The organism is Gaiella occulta (genome assembly GCF_003351045.1).
In the GTDB taxonomy this organism is placed as follows: domain Bacteria; phylum Actinomycetota; class Thermoleophilia; order Gaiellales; family Gaiellaceae; genus Gaiella; species Gaiella occulta.
Genome location: NZ_QQZY01000009.1, coordinates 14,400 through 30,471 on the forward strand (window position 1 = coordinate 14,400; position 16,072 = coordinate 30,471).

Genomic DNA, 16,072 nt, shown 5'->3' on the forward strand with positions numbered 1-16,072 from the left:
AGCGCGGGAGGCTCCTCCTCGAGGCGTCAGCGCGCGACGGCGAAGAGCCGCCATGCGCCCGGAATGCCTTTGAGCTGGTGTTCGCCTCTGTCCGCGAACATGAGGCTCGAGCCGGCGACGAGATCCTCGACCGTGCTCGAGACGAGCACCTCGCCGGAAGCCGCGAGCGACGAGATGCGTGCTCCGATCGAGACCGCGATCCCGGCGATCTTGCCGTCGCTCACCTCGCACTCGCCGGTGTGGAGTCCGGCCCGGATCTCGATTCCGAGCGCCCGCAGCGCGTCGCGAATCGCGGAGGCGTCCTGGACGGCGCGGGCCGCCACGCCGAGTCGCCGAGCCGCGACGCCAGCTCGGTCGAGCCGACGATGTCCGTGAAGAGGATCGTCGCGAGCACCCGCTCCGAACCGCCGTTTCGGCTCGGGCGCGAGACGCAACCCGCGGTCGCCTCCGTCGTCGCACGGTGGGCCTCGTCGTCGACCCAGGTGTAGACGCCGCGGAGCTCCGGCAGTTCGACGACCTCGGCTCCTCCATCGAGCCGCCTGCCGCCACGAGCCCGCTCGCGACCTGCGAGCGGCCCCGGCCGGGGCGCCGCGCGCAGCCTCAGTCCACGGACAGCAGGTCGACCACGAACACGAGCGGCTCGTGCGGCTCGATCACGCCGCCGGCGCCGCGCGCGCCGTAGGCCATGGCGGACGGGATCGTGAGCTTGCGGCGTCCACCGACCTTCATTCCCTGCACGCCCGCGTCCCAGCCCGGGATCACCTGGCCCTTGCCGAGCTTGAACTGAAACGGCCGGCCGCGGTCCCACGAGGCATCGAACTCCGCGCCCGTGGAGAACGCGACTCCGGCGTAGTGCACCGAGACCTTCTTGCCGCTGACGGCCTCGTCGCCGTCGCCGACGACGATGTCGTCGATGCCGAGCTCGAAGGGGATGTCTCCCTCGGGCTTGTCGATCTGCGGCCGTTCGAGTGGCAAGGCGGGCTCTCTCACGGTGCGCTGCGTCAGTGGACGCGCTGCACGTCGGGAGCGATCCTCAGGATCACGCGCTCCGACTGGATGTTCGCCGGGTCGTAGTCGCGTCCCAGGTACTTCCGGGCCAGCGCGTCGATGTGCGCCCGCGCCTTCGGGCCGTGGACGGTCTCGACGACGCGACCGCGCACCTCGGCGTACGAGTACGGGTCGTCCTTCACCCAGACCGTGACCGTCACCCGCGGGTCGCGCTCGACCGCCTTGAACTTGGCGCGATGCACCTCGGTGTTGATGAGGACGTGGTCGTCGTCGGCGTCGACCCACATCACGTGCGTCATCGCGTGCCCCGAGGCGAGATGGGTCGTGAAGGCTGCGAAGTTCGCAGCCCGGGCGAGGTCGCGGATCGCGGGGTCGAGCGCTCCCATCGCAGCGATCATACGGGGCTACACTCAGCCGATGGCGCAGGCACCTGCACTCCCGCGCGGCTTCGAGTTGCCGCTCGAGCCGCGATTGCCGCGGATCGGCGCCATCGACGCGGTCGCGCTCGAGGCGCGGGCGGGCGAGCTCGCGAAGCGCTCGATCAAGAAGGACGCGAAGCTCGCCGCCCTCGATCTCTCGATCCGGATGATGGACCTGACGACGCTCGAGGGCGCGGACACGCCGGGGAAGGTGGCCGCTCTCTGCTCGAAGGCGATGCGGCCCGACCCGACCGACCCGAGCATCCCGTCGGTGGCGGCCGTCTGCGTCTACCCGAACCTCGTCGCGGTGGCGAAGGAGCGCCTCGCCGGCTCCGCCGTCAAGGTCGCGTCGGTTGCCACGGCGTTCCCGTCGGGCCAGTCTCCCCTCGCCGTCAAGCTCGCCGACGTCTCCGCCGCCGTCGAGCTGGGCGCGGACGAGATCGACATGGTGATCGACCGCGGCGCGTTCCTCTCGGGCCGCTACGCCAAGGTGTTCGACGAGATCGTCGAGGTCAAGGCCGCCTGTGGCGAGGCGCACCTGAAGGTGATCCTCGAGACCGGGGAGCTCGGCAGCTACGACAACGTCCGGCGCGCGTCGCTGCTCGCGATGGCCGCCGGCGCCGACTTCATCAAGACCTCGACCGGCAAGGTGGCCCCGGCCGCGACCCTTCCCGTCACGCTCTGCATGCTCGAGGCGATCCGCGACGTCCACGACGAGACCGGGCGTATCGTCGGCATGAAGCCCGCGGGCGGCATCCGCAGCGCCAGGCAGGCGATCCAGTACCTCTGCGTGCTCAACGAGACGCTCGGCTCCGCGTGGATGACGCCCGCGCTCTTCCGCTTCGGCGCCTCCTCGCTGCTGAACGACGTGCTCATGCAGATCCGCAAGCAGCGAACGGGCGCCTACCAGTCCGGCGACTACTTCACGATCGACTGATGAGCGACGTCGAGAAGAGCGAGCGCACCGCCGTGCCCGCGCCGTTCCAGTGGGAGTACGCGCCCGCGCCCGAGGCGCGCGACGCCGTCTCGCTGCGGGAGCGCTACGGCCTCTTCATCGGCGGGGAGCATGTCGAGCCCCGGTCGGGCTCGTTCTTCCCGACCATCTCGCCGTCGACAGAGGAGCAGCTCGCCGAGGTCGCGCAGGCGGGGGCGGAGGACGTCGACCTCGCCGTCGCCGCAGCGCGCGCGGCGTTCGAGGACGGCTGGTCGTCGCTTGCGCCCTGCGGGCGCGCCAAGTACCTGTTCCGCATCGCGCGCATCCTGCAGGAGCGCGCGCGCGAGCTCGCGGTCGCCGAGTCCCTCGACGGCGGCAAGCCGATCAAGGAGTCGCGCGACGTCGACGTGCCGCTCGCCGCCGCGCACTTCTTCTACTACGCGGGCTGGGCCGACAAGCTCGAGTACGCGTTCCCGAACCGGACGCCGCGGCCGCTCGGGGTCGCCGCCCAGATCATCCCGTGGAACTTCCCGCTCCTGATGCTCGCCTGGAAGATCGCTCCGGCGCTCGCGTGCGGCAACACCGTGGTGCTCAAGCCGGCCGAGACGACGCCGCTGACCGCGCTCATCTTCACCGACATCTGCCGGCAGGCGGAGCTGCCACCCGGGGTCGTCAACATCGTCACCGGCGACGGCTCGACCGGCGCGCACATGGTCGGGCACCCGGGCGTCGACAAGGTCGCGTTCACGGGCTCCACCGACGTCGGCAAGGCGATCCAGCGCAAGCTCGCCGGCAGCGGCACGAAGCTCACGCTCGAGCTCGGCGGCAAGGCCGCCAACATCGTCTTCGACGACTGCGCGCTCGACCAGGCGGTGGAGGGGATCGTCAACGGCATCTACTTCAACCAGGGCCACGTCTGCTGCGCCGGCTCGCGGCTGCTCGTGCAGGAGTCGATCGCCGAGCCGCTCGTCGCGAAGCTGAAGCGCCGGCTCGAGACGCTGCGACTCGGAGACCCGCTCGACAAGAACACCGACATCGGTGCCATCAACTCGAAGGCGCAGCTCGAGAAGATCCGCGCGCTCGTCGCGAGCGGGGAGGAGGAGGGGGCCGAGATCTACCAGCCGCCGTGCGTGCTGCCCGAGAAGGGCTACTGGTTCGCGCCGACCGTGTTCACGAACGTGGCGCAGAGCTACCGCATCGCCCAGGAGGAGATCTTCGGGCCGGTGCTGTCGGTGATGACGTTCCGCACACCGGAGGAGGCGCTCGAGAAGGCGAACAACACGCCCTACGGCCTCTCCGCGGGCATCTGGACGGAGAAGGGCTCGCGCATCCTCTGGATGGCGCAGCGGCTGCGGGCGGGCGTCGTGTGGGCGAACACCTTCAACCGCTTCGACCCGGCCTCGCCGTTCGGGGGCTACAAGGAGTCCGGCTTCGGCCGCGAGGGCGGCCGCCACGGGCTCGAGGCGTACCTGAGGTTCGAGTGAGCGGCCGGCTGCCCGTGCGCAAGACGTACAAGCTGTTCATCGGCGGCGCGTTCCCGCGCTCGGAGTCCGGCCGCAGCTACGAGGCAGCGGGGCGGAACGTCGCCCGCGCCTCGCGCAAGGACGCGCGCGACGCGGTCAGGGCCGCGCGCGACGCGTTTCCGAAGTGGGCCTCTGCGACTGCCTACAACCGCGGCCAGGTGCTGTACCGGCTCGCCGAGATGATGGAGGCGCGGGCCGGCGACCTCGCCGCCGTGTGCTCCGGCCGCGACGAGGTCGAGGCGGCGATCGACCGCGTCGTCTGGTACGCCGGCTGGGCCGACAAGCTGCCGCAGGTGCTCGGCGGCGCGAACCCGGTGGCGGGCCCGTACTTCAACTTCACCGTGCCCGAGCCGACCGGTGTCGTCGCGATCGTCGCCCCCGACGAGCCGGCGCTGCTCGGACTCGTCTCGCGCCTCGCGCCGGGAATCGTGGGCGGCAACGCCGTCGTCGCGGTTGCGTCGGAGACGCACCCCGTCGCCGCGATCGAGCTGGCCGAGGCGATCGCCACCTCCGACCTGCCGGGCGGCGTCGTCAACGTCCTCACCGGCTTGCGCGCCGAGCTCGCGCCGGTGCTCGCCGCCCACATGGACGTGAACGCGATCGACCTCAGCGGCGCAGACGGCGACACGGCCGAGCTCGAGCGCCTCGCCGCGGGCAACGTCAAGCGTGTCGTCCACGGCGTCGTCGACGGCCAGAGCCCGTGGGAGATCCAGGCGTTCCTCGAGCTGAAGACCGTCTGGCATCCGGTCGGCGCCTAGCCTGCCGGCGGCGTCCGCGCCGAGTAGCATCCCCGGCAGTGACTGGTGCGCGACGGTTCAGCCAGGCGATCGCGGAGGGCGACGGCATCTCCGTGCTCGTCGAGGTCGGCGATGCCGACGGTGCCCGTGCCGCCGCCGCTCAGGGCGCCGAGGGGCTCGTCGTGCGCGGCCGCGCCGACGGAGTGCGCGAGGTCAGCGACCTTCCACTGCTCGTGTTCGGCGGCGTCGAGCAGGCCGGCGACGCGGACGCCCTCGTGCTCGACGTGGAGATGCTCGGCGACCGCATCGCCGAGGTCGTCGACGAAGCCCACGCGCTCGGGCTCGAATGCGTGCTGCGCGTCCGCGACGAGGACGAGCTCGAGGAGGTGCTCGAGCTCGTCGATCCCGAGATCCTGCTGCTCTCGGCCGAGGACGCGGACGACGGCCAGGATCACCTCGACCGCCTGCTCGAGCTCCTCCCGGACGTGCCGGCCGGCAAGCTCGCGATCGCCGAGCTCGCAGGCGCGAATCGCGACGAGGTGCTCGAGCTCGAGCGTGCCGGCGTCGACGCCGTCATCGTCGCAGGGCACGATGTCGGGCCACTCGTGGGTGACGCGCCTCCTGAGGTATAGAGCGGGGATCGCCCTCGCGGCGATCCTGCTGCTCGCGTTCGCCCTGCGCGTCGTCGGCAGCCGCTACGGGCTCCCGTACCCGCTCCTGAACCCGGACGAGGGAAACATCGTGCCGCGGGCCTGGCGGATGGGACACGGGCACCTCGACCCCGGCTGGTACGACTACCCGTCGCTCCTGATGGGGCTGCTCGCGCCCGCGCAGGCCCTCTTCGCGGCCCCGTCCTACGGCGCGGCCCGCGCTGTCGCCGTGCTCGCCGGCGTCGCAGGAGTCGGAGCGACGTGGTGGCTCGGCCGCCGGTCGTACGGCACGGGCGCCGCTCTCGTGGGGGCCGCCGCGGTGGCGGTCTCGACGACCCACGTGGCGTACTCGCGCGTCGCGGTCACGGACGTCCTGCTCACGCTCGCCGTGACCGTCGCGCTCGCGCTCGCCGTCGCGGGACGGCTCGAGTGGGCGGGGCTCGCGGTCGGTCTCGCCGCGTCGGCCAAGTACCCGGGCGTGGTCGCGGCCGCCCCCGTCGTCGTCGCAGGCTGGCGCAGATGGCGTGCGCTCGCTCGTGCGGCACTGCTCGCGGCCGCGGGCTTCGCCCTCACGAGCCCGTTCGTGCTGCTGCACGCGGGGGCCGCGTGGGACGACCTCAGCCGCGTGCAGCGGCTTGCGCGCGACGGTTGGCTCGGGTTCGAGAACGACCCGGCGACGCCGCTCGCGTTCCTCGAGCGCACCTGGTCGGCGCTCGGCCCGGTGCTCGTGCTGAGCGCGATCGCTATCGGCGCCGCCGTCGTGCGCAGGCGCCGGGCGGACGCGATCCTGCTGTCGTTCGTCGCCGCCTACGCGCTGTACCTCCTGCCGCTCGAGGCCCATTTCGACCGCTACGTCGTGCCGCTCGTGCCGGTGCTCGCCGTGCTCGCCGGGAGCATGCGGACGGCTGTTCCCGTCGCCCTGGCGCTGCTCGTCGTACCGCTCGCCTGGTCGGTCGGCGACGCGCGCACGCTGACGCGGACCGACACGCGCCTGCGCGCCGACGCCTGGATCGCGGCGCACGTGCCGCCCGCAGCCCGGATCGCCGCCGACCCGTCGACGCTTCCGCTCGCCGGGCGCGACGTCGTGCGGCTCTCCCTCCCGGGTCCGGGTCGCCCGCCCGATCCTCGGCGGGATGTCGCGGTGCTGCGGCGCGCCGGCGTGCGCTGGGTGCTGCTCTCGGGCGCCGTCAGCGACCGTGTGCTCGCCGCTCCCGACCGCTATCCGCGCGAGGCCGCCTTCTACGAGAGCCTGGGGCACGGGAGCCGGCCGGCGTTCGCGCTCTCGCCCGCCGCCCCGGGGCTGGCCGGTCCGTGGGTGCGCATCTACCGGCTCGCCGGGTAGCCTCGCGGGCTACCCCGTCGTGGTCATCCGAAGAACGTCTCGGCGACGTCGATCAGCGAAGCCGGCACGCCGCGGATCTCGGCGCACGCCTCCGCGATCGGCACCGGCACGATCTCGGCGCCCCGCAGCGCCGCCATCGTCCCGAACCGGCCCTCGAGCGCGAAGTCGGCCGCGGCCACCCCGAGCCGGCTTGCGAGCACGCGATCGAAGGCGGTGGGCGTGCCGCCACGCTGCAGGTGGCCGAGCACCGTCACGCGCGTCTCGAAGCCGGTCAGCCGCTCGAGCTCGGGTGCGAGACGGTAGGCGACGCCGCCCAGCCGCTCGAAGCCGAACTGGTCGGTCTCGCGGCGGACGTCTCCTCCTGCCCGCGGCAGATCGATGCCCTCGGCGACGACGACGACGGAGTAGCGCCGTCCCTCACGATGCCGGGCGCGAAGCGTGTCCGCGATCTGCCGCAGGTCGAGCTGCCGCTCGGGCACGAGGATCGCGTCGGCGCCTGCCGCGATGCCGGCGTACGTCGCGATCCACCCTTTCGTGCGCCCCATCACCTCGACGACCATGATCCGGTTGTGCGCCTCGGCCGTCGTCGTGAGCCGGTCGAGCGCGTCCGTGACGATCTGCACCGCGGTGTCGAAGCCGAACGTCATGTCGGTGGCCGCGATGTCGTTGTCGATCGTCTTCGGCACGCCGACCACGGCGAGGCCCTCCTCGCCGAGTCGCAGCGCGCTGCGCAGCGTGCCGTCGCCGCCGATGACGACGACCGCGTCGATGCCGTTCTTCTCGACGGTGCGGCGGATGCTCGCGTAGCCGTCGCCGTGCACGTACGGGTCGCGCCGGGAGGTGCCGAGGATCGTGCCGCCGCGCTGCAGGATGCCGCGGACGTCGTCGCGGCGCAGCGGCGCGAGCTTGCCGTCCATCAGGCCCTCCCAGCCGTCGCGGATGCCGAGCACCTCGGCGCCGCGGCGTTCCGCGCGGGCGACGACGCCGCGGATCACCGCGTTCAGTCCCGGGCAGTCGCCGCCGGCGGTGAGGACGCCGATCACCACGCGCGACATCCTAGGCGGCGCACGGCGGCGGGCTGCAGGAGCCTCAGTACAGGAACATCGGCTTGCCGGCGACGTGCCGCACCTTGGGGCGGTAGTGCTCGACGTCGTAGAGCTCGTCGACGTCGACCCGCTTCACCCCCTCGCGGGTGGCCGAGATCGGCACGGCGGTGTACGTGCCGCTGCGCAGAGCCACCATCCGGCCCGAGGCGCCTTCGAGGGCGAGATCGGCGGCCATCACGGCGTAGTTCGTGGCGACCATCAGGTCGAGCGAGTCGGGGCTCCCCGAGCGCATCAGGTAGCCGAGCTCCTGCACGATCATCTCCTCGCCCGTGCGCTCGTTCAAGAGCGCCGCCGTCTGCTCGCCGATGCCGCCCAGCTTGCGGTGCCCGTAGGCATCCTCCTCGCCCGACAGGATCATCTCGCCGCCGGCGATCGTGGCCCCTTCCGACACCGTCAGCATGGCGTAGTTCGACGGGTTCGCACGCTTGTCCGCGACGAGCAGCTCGCCGAGCCGGTCGACGTCGAACGGCACCTCGGAGATGATCGCCCGGTCGACGCCCGCGAGGTAGGCGGTGACGAGCGACGTCTCGCCGCTGTAGCGGCCGAACAGCTCGACGACGGCGATGCGCTCGTGCGAGCCGGTGGACGTGCGCAGGTTGTTGATGAAGTGGACGCCGCGGGTGATCGCCGTCGAGAAGCCGATGCAGTAGTCGGTGCCGTGGACGTCGTTGTCCATCGTCTTCGGGATCGCCACGACCGGGACGCCCTCGTCGTGCATGCGCAGCGCGTACGACAGCGTGTCGTCGCCGCCGATCGGGATCAGCACGTCGATCCCGAGCGACTCGACGACGCGCAGGACGTGGTCGGTGAAGTCGAACGGCCCGTCGCCCTGAGCACGGTGGGCGAGGTGGGCGGGAACCTCCTTCGGCCGCACTCTGCTCGGATTCGTGCGCGACGTGTGGAGGAAGGTACCGCCGCTGCGGTCGATCGTGCGCACCGCGGCCGGGTCGAGGCGCAGGAACCGCTTCGCGGCCGACGCGGGATCGTCGGGGTCGTGCTCGAGCAGCGCCGCCCACCCGCGGCGGAGGCCGATGACCTCGTGGCCCTCGTGCGCGACGCGGTTGACGACCGCCTTGATGCAGGGGTTCAGCCCCGGCACGTCGCCGCCGCCCGTCAGGATCCCGATGCGCACGTTGCCGCCTCCCGTCGCTCGTTTGTTCAGAGGCAAGACTAATTGCTCGAGCTCGAGCCGGCCGAAGGGGTGTCTCCCGTGAGCCTCCTCGCGGGGAAGGCGGCCCAGCTGCCGCGACGGAGCACGAGCTCCAAGGGGCCGCCGCTGCTCGAGGCGACGGATACGATCCCGGTGGGCCGAAGTGGCGGAACTGGCAGACGCGCCGGACTCAAAATCCGGTTCCCCTCGGGGAGTGTGGGTTCGATTCCCACCTTCGGCATCCTCCGCGATCGCGCAGCGGGCGGCCGCCGGCGGCGCGGCCCCGCAACCGTCCCGACGCGGTCGTCCTGTCGCCTCTTGGCAGAGATCGGCGGCGAGGTTGAACTCCGCAGGGATTGTCCTAGACTTGCGCCACGCAACGGAGGGGCCGCGCCCGGTCGGCTTCGACCCGGGTAGGTCGGTCGGTCAACCACGGAGGAGGAGGAGAGCTTGACGGTCAAGAAGAAAGGCTTGTTCCTCGTCGGTTTGCTCGTCGCAGTCGCCGCGTTCATCGCGGCGGGATGCGGCGGCGGCGGCGGGGGCGGCGCCCCTGAGGCGCTCCCGTCGTCGTCCTGCACGGCGATCGAGTACGAGGGCGACGGCAATCCGGACTACATCGTCGCGTCCGATTTCCCGCTGCAGGGGTCGTCGCGGACGCAGACCGTCCAGATCAACGACGCGATCCGCTTCGAGCTGAAACAGCGCTCGTTCAAGGCGGGCAAGTACAAGATCGGCTTCCAGGCGTGCGACGACGCCACCGCGCAGGCGGGCAAGTGGGACTCGGGCAAGGCGAGCCAGAACGCGAACGCCTACGCCGCGAACGACAAGGTGATCGGCGTGATCGGCACGTTCAACTCGGGCGCCGCAGCGATCGAGATCCCCGTGCTGAACCAGGCACCGAACGGCGGTATCGCGATGATCTCGCCGGCCAACACGTACGTCTGCCTGACACAGGGCGGCCCCGGCTGCGACAAGACGGAGCCGGACAAGTACTACCCGTCGGGGACGCGCAACTACGCCCGCGTCGTCGCCAACGACGCCTACCAGGGCGCGGCAGTCGCCGAGTTCGCCCAGTCGAAGGGGATCAAGAAGGTCTACGTCCTCAACGACAAGGAGGCGTACGGCCTCGGCGTGGCGACGAACTTCCGCAACGCCGCCACGTCCCTCGGCATCGAGATCGCCGGCTTCGAGGCCTGGGATCCGAAGGCCTCCTCGTACGAGGCGCTGTTCAAGAAGATCCAGGGCACCGGTGCCGACGCCGTCTTCCTCGGCGGTCTCATCGACGAGAACGGCGCCCAGGTGATCAAGGACAAGGTGGCGGTGCTCGGCCCGAACGACGGCAAGGTGAAGCTGTTCGCGCCCGACGGCTTCACGACGCAGCAGACGATCGACGAGGCCGGACCGGCGGCGAAGGGCATGTTCATGTCCGTCGCCGGCGTGCCGATTGACAAGTTCGCCGGGCCCGCGAAGGAGTTCGCGCAGAAGTTCGAGGCCGACTACCTGAAGGGCAAGCCGATCGACCCCTACGCCATCTACGGAGCCCAGGCGGCGCAGGTGCTCTTCGACGCGATCGCGAACTCGGACGGCTCCCGTGGCGACGTGATCAAGCAGATGTTCGCCACCCAGGTGACGGACGGGCTGCTCGGCTCGTTCAAGTTCAACGCGAACGGCGACCCTCAGGACGCGTCAGGCGCCGTCGTCGGATTCACGATCTACGTCGCGACCGACAAGCTGACCACGGAGACGACGATCTCTCCGAAGCCGGAGGTCGTCACGGCAGCCGCGGGCGGCTAGCAGGACCCGCACTGGAAGCGCTCGAACAGCGGCGGGAGGGGATTGCCCTCCCGCCGCTGTTCTTCTAGAGTCGCCGGGCCATGGACAAGGCACGCACATCTCCACGACGGCTGAGCGTCCCCGACACGATCGGTCTTGCGTTCGTCGCGCTCCTGCTGGTATGGCTCGCGATCAACTTCGTGAAGGGCCCGCAGGAGTTCGTCAACGTGGCCCTGATCGGCCTCACCAACGGTGCCATCTACGGGCTCGTCGCGCTCGGGTACACGCTCGTCTACGGCATCCTGCAGCTGATCAACTTCGCCCACGGCGACGTGTTCGCGCTCGCGGGCCTCGTCGCGAGCAGCGTCATCGTCAGCGTGCTCGGCCTCGACACGGGGTCGAGCATCGTCGTCATCGTCGGCGGCCTGCTCGTCACCCTCGTCCTGATCATGTCGGGCTTCGCGCTCTTCAACGCGTCGATCGAGCGCATCGCCTACCGGCCGCTCCGCAACGCCCCCCGGCTCGCCCCGCTGATCACGGCGATCGGGATGTCGTTCATCGTCCAGAACATCTCGCTCGCCTTCTACGGGGTCGACTACCAGACCGTGCCGAACTTCATCTCGCGCTCACCCGTGTTCGAGGTCGGCAGCGTCTCGTACTCCTGGAACAAGCTCACCGTCCTCATCATCGTCGTGCCGCTGCTCGTGCTGCTGACGTGGTTCGTGACCTCGACCAGGCAGGGCAAGGCGATGCGCGCCGTCGCCCAGGACACCGAGGCCTCGGCGATGATGGGCATCGACGTCAACCGCACGATCGGCGTCACGTTCATGATCGCGGGGGCCCTTGCCGGCGGAGCGGGCATCGTCTACCTGCTCCAGTTCAACATGCGCTACGACACCGGCTTCCAGCTCGGGCTGATCGCGTTCACGGCGGCGGTGCTCGGCGGCATCGGCAACCTCGCCGGCGCCGTCCTCGGCGCGCTCACGATCGGGTTCATCGAAGCGTTCAACGAGGGCCTGACGTGGAACGCGCCGGGCAGCGACTGGACGCGCACGATCGTGTTCGCGATCCTGATCCTGATCCTCGTCTTCCGCCCGGAGGGTCTCCTCGGCGAGCGGACGCCGGAGGGTGCGTGAGCAGCGTCGCCGAGCGGATGAGGGCCGTGGCGGCCGAGCGGCGGCGCGACCTCGGCATCGTCGCCGCGCTGATCGTGCTGGCGCTGCTCTACCCGACCGTCGTCGGCTCGCTGCAGTCGCTGCCGCTCGTCGGCGACTTCGTCCCCAGCGTCGACTCGATGGTGAACATGGTCGTGTTCACGACGATGGCCGTCGGCCTCAACATCGTCGTCGGCTACGCCGGCCTGCTCGACCTCGGCTACGTGGCGTTCTACGCCGCCGGCGCCTACACGGCCGGCTGGCTCGCCTCGTCGCAGTTCTCCCAGCTCGACGCGCACCTGGGCGACGTCGGCTTCTCGACGGGGACGCCCGGCATCCATGTCTCCATGTGGCTCGTCCTCGTGATCGCCGGCATCTTCACGACCGTCGTCGGCATCGCGATCGGCCTGCCGACGCTTCGCCTGCGCGGAGACTACCTCGCGATCATGACGCTCGGCTTCGGCGAGATCATCCCCCAGTTCGTCCGCAACGGCGACTCGATCGGCGGCTTCAACCTCACGAACGGCACCTTCGGCATCAGCCCGATCGACTCGCTCGGCTTCGGCGGCATCGGCGACGCGATCGGCCTGCCGGACAGCTTCCGCCAGTCGGCCGAGCGCTCGCAGTGGTTCTTCTGGACGGCCGTGGCGATCCTGCTCGTGACCGTCTTCTGCAGCGTGCGCCTGCGGGACTCGAGGCTCGGCCGCGCCTGGGTCGCGATCCGCGAGGACGAGACGGCGGCCGGGGCGATGGGCATACCGCTGATGCGCACGAAGACGTGGGCGTACGCGCTCGGCGCGTTCTTCGGCGGCGTCGCGGGCGCCTTCTACGCGAGCTTCAAGGCGGGGGCGTTCCCCGCGGACTTCTTCTTCAACATCTCCGTCTTCCTGCTCACGATGGTGATCCTCGGCGGCATGGGGAGCGTCTGGGGCGTCATCCTCGGCGGCATGGTGCTCGGCTACCTCAACGTCGAAGGGCTCGCCACGATCGGCTCGAAGATCCAGGACGCGGGCGTCAACTTCGACCCGACCAAGTACCAGTTCGGGATCTACGGCGTGATCATCGTGCTGATGATGCTCTTCCGGCCGGCCGGGCTCATTCCGGAGCGGCGGCACAAGATCGAGCTGATCGAGGGCGTGCACGACACCCCGTTCTACGACGTGCAGCGCGAGGGGACCCTGACCGACCGCGACGCGAGCGATGACTGACAGCTCCGGCGATCTCCTCGTCGCGACGAGGGTGCGGAAGGAGTTCGGCGGCCTCGTCGCGTCGAACGACATCGACTTCGCGATCCCCCGCGGCTCGATCGTGTCGCTGATCGGCCCGAACGGCGCCGGCAAGACGACGTTCTTCAACCAGATCACGGGCGTCTACCAGCCCACCTCCGGCTCGATCGTCTTCGACGGCGTCGAGGTCGTGGGCAAGCCGCCGCACGCGATCGTCGAGCTCGGCATCGGCCGCACGTTCCAGAACATCCGTCTCTTCGCGCAGATGACCGCCATCGAGAACGTCCTCGTGGGCATGCATTGCCGGCTGTCGAGCGGCATCATCGGCTCGATCGTGCGCACGCCGAAGGTGCGCCGGGAGGAGGCGGCGGCGCACGAGCGGGCGCGGGAGCTGCTCGTCTACTGCGGACTGCCGCGCCGGCACGAGCAGCAGGCGGGCTCGCTCCCCTACGGCGACCAGCGGCGCCTCGAGGTCGCCCGAGCGCTCGCGACCGGGCCGAAGCTGCTCTTGCTCGACGAGCCGACCGCCGGCATGAACCCGCAGGAGACCGCCGACTTCATCGCCTTCGTCCACCGCGTGCGCGACGAGAAGGGCCTCACGGTGCTGCTGATCGAACACGACATGAAGGTCGTGATGGGCGTCTCCGAGCGCTGCACCGTGCTCGACTACGGGGAGAAGATCGCAGAGGGGACGCCCGCCGAGATCCAGGCCAACGAGCGTGTGATCGAGGCGTATCTCGGAAAGGGGGCCACCGGATGAGCACGCATGCGTCCGCGACGGCGGCGCCCGTGCTCGAGCTGCGCGACGTGCACACGTACTACGGCGCGATTCACGCGCTGAAGGGCGTCTCGCTGCGGGTCGGCCAGGGCGAGATCGTGACGCTGATCGGGGCGAACGGCGCCGGCAAGTCGACGACGCTGCGCTCGATCAACGGGCTCAACAGGCCGCGGCAGGGCACGATCGCCTTCCACGGCAAGGACATCACGAGCGCGAGCCCCCACGAGATCGTCAAGGGCGGTATCGCCCAGAGTCCCGAGGGCCGCCGCCTGTTCCCGCGCATGACCGTCACGGAGAACCTCGAGATGGGAGCCTTCCAGCGCTCGGACCGCGAGAATTTCAAGGAGGACATGGAGCGCGTGTTCGAGCTGTTCCCGCGCCTCCACGAGCGGCGCAGCCAGAAGGCCGGGACGCTGTCGGGCGGTGAGCAGCAGATGTGCGCGATCGGCCGCGCCCTGATGGCCCGCCCGAAGCTGCTCTTGCTCGACGAGCCGTCGATGGGACTCGCTCCGATCTTCGTGGAGAAGATCTTCGAGATCGTGGTCGAGATCAACGAGCAGGGCACGTCCGTGCTCCTCGTCGAGCAGAACGCGCTGATGGCGCTCGACGTCGCACACCGCGGCTACGTGATGGAGACGGGCGTGATCGCGCTCGAGGGCAGCGGCGTGGAGTTGAAGTCGAACGAGCGCGTGCAGAAGGCCTATCTCGGCATCGACTGACGCTCGCCGTCGGCGAGGGCTGCGGCGAGCAGCGGCGCATAGGGCGGGGCGAGCAGCACCCCGACGCGGTGGTCGCCGCCGGCGACGCCGCGCGCCATCTGCAGCGCCGTCGTCGCGTTGTGGCTCGGCACGAGGCCGAGCGCGCGGGCGGCGGCGGCGTCCCGGCAGCCGGCGGCGATCACCCGGCCCGCGCGCGCGAGCGCCGGCGCGCACGTCTCCCAGTCCGCGTAGGGCAGGAGCGGGTGCGGGGCGCGGCCGCCGCGATACGCCGACAGACCGCGGTGATCGCGTGCGGCGGCGGCTTCGAGCCCGGCGATGCGCTCCGGATCCCGGTTCTCGCGCAGCTCGTTGAACAGGGCGCGGTGGGGTGCCTGTGGGCCGCTTTCGAACGTCCGCGCGAAGTCGTGCAGGAGCACGATCGTGCCTCCCTCGGCGAGCGGGGGCGCGTCGCGCCACAGCCTCAGCGCCAGGCCGAGGCCGACGGCCGCCGCCGTGATCGGGTTGAGCGGCTCGCGCGGCTGCCGCGGCCCCTTCCACGGGAGCGGCACGACGAGCGTGTCGAGCGGCTCGGGTAGCGGCGTTCCCCGTACCGCGACTCCGCGCAGGAGCGCCTCGGCGTGCGCGACGGACGGGGGCCCGGCAAGCGCGCTGACGGCGCCGATCTGGCGCGAGAGCCCCTGCAGGAGGTGCCGGCGGACGCCTCCGGGCAGCGCGTTGAGAAGAAGCCGGGCGGGAGAGAGCCGCAGCGCGTGGAGCGTGGGAAGTGACCACGGGTAGCCGCGGTAGCGCCCCGTCAGCCGTGGATGGTCGAGCACGAGGGAGACGCCGACGACGGGGGTGTGCTGCGCGAGCGCGGACTCGACGGCGGCGCCCAGGCGGCTCGCGGGCGAGGCGGAGGGCTGCAGCAGTGAAGGCGAGGGCCGCGCTGCACGGACGACGTCCGCCGAGCAGGCGGCGAGGAGCGTGCAGGCGCCGCCGCGATCGGTTGTCTCCGCCGCCGTCACGGTGACGACGAGGTCGGTGTCGACGAGCGCGGGGTGGACGCGGAGCTCGCCGGCGCCCGTCGCGCCCAGTGAGCGCAGCTCGTCGCCGGCGCAGTCGTGGACGACGACCGTTCCCCGGTAGGCGCGCGCGCGGGCCGGGTGGAGAAGGCGCTCGAGATCCCGGCGTCCGGCGCGGCGCTCCAGGCCGCCCGCCACGAGAAGCGTGTGCCGTGCGCGGGGCATGCCGAGGCGGTCGAGCTCGTCGATGACCGCCGCGAGCGCATCCTGACGAGGGTCGGCGGCCGCGCCGGGAAGCGGGAGAGTGGGCAGCTCGACGACGATCGTGGCGCGGCCGCCGCGCGTGACGAGGTCGGCGAGCGGAGGGCCGGAGAGCGGGTAGCGCAGCGCCTCGGCGACGGCGTCGCCGACGTCGGCGAGCGCGCCGAGCGGAGGAGGGGGCGCGAGCAGATGCGCACCGTCGTCGACGGCGACGAGCTGCACGCGTGAGCCGGTGAGCAGCGGGATCTTCCGCATGCCGCCATCCAAGCAGCGCACGGCCGGGCGCGCCGG

At 71.1% G+C, this 16,072-nt stretch carries 16 protein-coding genes and 1 tRNA gene; 11 read left to right on the top strand and 6 right to left on the bottom strand.

The features are described from left to right. Window positions 1–26: 26 nt before the first annotated feature. The 3 genes from Gocc_RS16385 to Gocc_RS13915 form a co-directional block, all read right to left on the bottom strand. Entirely contained in the window at window positions 27–323 is a 297-nt protein-coding gene (locus tag Gocc_RS16385; RefSeq protein ID WP_181813702.1) for a nucleotidyl cyclase domain-containing protein, read from the bottom strand. Between the two features lie 277 nt (window positions 324–600). Then, on the bottom strand, window positions 601–975 hold the full coding sequence (locus tag Gocc_RS13910; RefSeq protein WP_114797262.1) for an FKBP-type peptidyl-prolyl cis-trans isomerase: 375 nt from the start codon (window positions 973–975) through the stop codon (window positions 601–603). A gap of 26 nt (window positions 976–1,001) precedes the next feature. After that, window positions 1,002–1,394, bottom strand: a complete 393-nt coding sequence (locus tag Gocc_RS13915) for a TIGR03618 family F420-dependent PPOX class oxidoreductase (protein WP_114797180.1) — start codon at window positions 1,392–1,394, stop codon at window positions 1,002–1,004. Window positions 1,395–1,425: 31 nt separating this feature from the next. Here Gocc_RS13915 and deoC point away from each other — a divergent pair, with 31 nt between their 5' ends. From deoC to Gocc_RS13940, 5 genes are read left to right on the top strand one after another with little or no spacing between them, the layout of a single operon-like run. Then, window positions 1,426–2,364 (top strand): deoxyribose-phosphate aldolase, encoded by a 939-nt coding sequence (gene deoC / locus Gocc_RS13920; RefSeq protein WP_114797181.1) that lies wholly within the window; start codon window positions 1,426–1,428, stop codon window positions 2,362–2,364. Beyond that, window positions 2,364–3,845, top strand: a complete 1,482-nt coding sequence (locus tag Gocc_RS13925) for an aldehyde dehydrogenase family protein (RefSeq protein WP_114797182.1) — start codon at window positions 2,364–2,366, stop codon at window positions 3,843–3,845. Before deoC ends, Gocc_RS13925 begins: the two co-directional genes overlap by 1 nt. Then, the gene (locus tag Gocc_RS13930; RefSeq protein ID WP_114797183.1) at window positions 3,842–4,642 is read left to right on the top strand and encodes an aldehyde dehydrogenase family protein; all 801 of its coding nucleotides are present in this window, start codon (window positions 3,842–3,844) and stop codon (window positions 4,640–4,642) included. Before Gocc_RS13925 ends, Gocc_RS13930 begins: the two co-directional genes overlap by 4 nt. Before the next feature lie 38 nt (window positions 4,643–4,680). Beyond that, entirely contained in the window at window positions 4,681–5,253 is a 573-nt protein-coding gene (locus Gocc_RS15805) for a beta/alpha barrel domain-containing protein (protein ID WP_147281319.1), read from the top strand. After that, entirely contained in the window at window positions 5,213–6,613 is a 1,401-nt protein-coding gene (locus Gocc_RS13940) for a glycosyltransferase 87 family protein (RefSeq protein ID WP_114797184.1), read from the top strand. Before Gocc_RS15805 ends, Gocc_RS13940 begins: the two co-directional genes overlap by 41 nt. Window positions 6,614–6,636: 23 nt before the next feature. On the opposite strand, the gene Gocc_RS13945 is transcribed toward Gocc_RS13940, so the two are convergent. Next, window positions 6,637–7,659 (bottom strand): 6-phosphofructokinase, encoded by a 1,023-nt coding sequence (locus Gocc_RS13945; protein WP_114797185.1) that lies wholly within the window; start codon window positions 7,657–7,659, stop codon window positions 6,637–6,639. A gap of 43 nt (window positions 7,660–7,702) precedes the next feature. Beyond that, complete coding sequence (locus Gocc_RS13950) at window positions 7,703–8,851, bottom strand: 6-phosphofructokinase (protein ID WP_114797186.1); 1,149 nt, start codon at window positions 8,849–8,851, stop codon at window positions 7,703–7,705. 175 nt (window positions 8,852–9,026) lie between these two features. Between Gocc_RS13950 and Gocc_RS13955 the strand changes: the two genes are divergently transcribed. The 6 genes from Gocc_RS13955 (at window position 9,027) to Gocc_RS13980 (ending at window position 14,519) form a co-directional block, all read left to right on the top strand. After that, window positions 9,027–9,110: transfer RNA gene (locus tag Gocc_RS13955), tRNA-Leu, on the top strand. A 230-nt stretch (window positions 9,111–9,340) separates the two neighbouring features. After that, window positions 9,341–10,663 carry a branched-chain amino acid ABC transporter substrate-binding protein gene (locus Gocc_RS13960; protein WP_181813704.1) on the top strand — a complete coding sequence of 441 codons (1,323 nt, stop codon included), beginning with the start codon at window positions 9,341–9,343 and terminating at the stop codon, window positions 10,661–10,663. Window positions 10,664–10,743: 80 nt separating this feature from the next. Next, window positions 10,744–11,778, top strand: coding sequence for a branched-chain amino acid ABC transporter permease (locus Gocc_RS13965; protein ID WP_114797188.1), 1,035 nt, complete (start codon window positions 10,744–10,746; stop codon window positions 11,776–11,778). Continuing rightward, entirely contained in the window at window positions 11,775–13,004 is a 1,230-nt protein-coding gene (locus tag Gocc_RS13970; protein ID WP_114797189.1) for a branched-chain amino acid ABC transporter permease, read from the top strand. Before Gocc_RS13965 ends, Gocc_RS13970 begins: the two co-directional genes overlap by 4 nt. Then, window positions 12,997–13,782, top strand: a complete 786-nt coding sequence (locus tag Gocc_RS13975) for an ABC transporter ATP-binding protein (protein WP_114797190.1) — start codon at window positions 12,997–12,999, stop codon at window positions 13,780–13,782. Before Gocc_RS13970 ends, Gocc_RS13975 begins: the two co-directional genes overlap by 8 nt. Next, the gene (locus Gocc_RS13980; RefSeq protein WP_114797191.1) at window positions 13,779–14,519 is read left to right on the top strand and encodes an ABC transporter ATP-binding protein; all 741 of its coding nucleotides are present in this window, start codon (window positions 13,779–13,781) and stop codon (window positions 14,517–14,519) included. The genes Gocc_RS13975 and Gocc_RS13980 overlap by 4 nt, the downstream gene beginning before the upstream one ends. Here the strand turns inward: Gocc_RS13980 and Gocc_RS13985 are convergent. Continuing rightward, window positions 14,501–16,036: a lactate racemase domain-containing protein gene (locus Gocc_RS13985; RefSeq protein WP_114797192.1), complete on the bottom strand. Its 1,536-nt coding sequence runs from the start codon at window positions 16,034–16,036 to the stop codon at window positions 14,501–14,503. The genes Gocc_RS13980 and Gocc_RS13985 overlap by 19 nt on opposite strands. Between the last annotated feature and the right edge of the window lie 36 nt (window positions 16,037–16,072).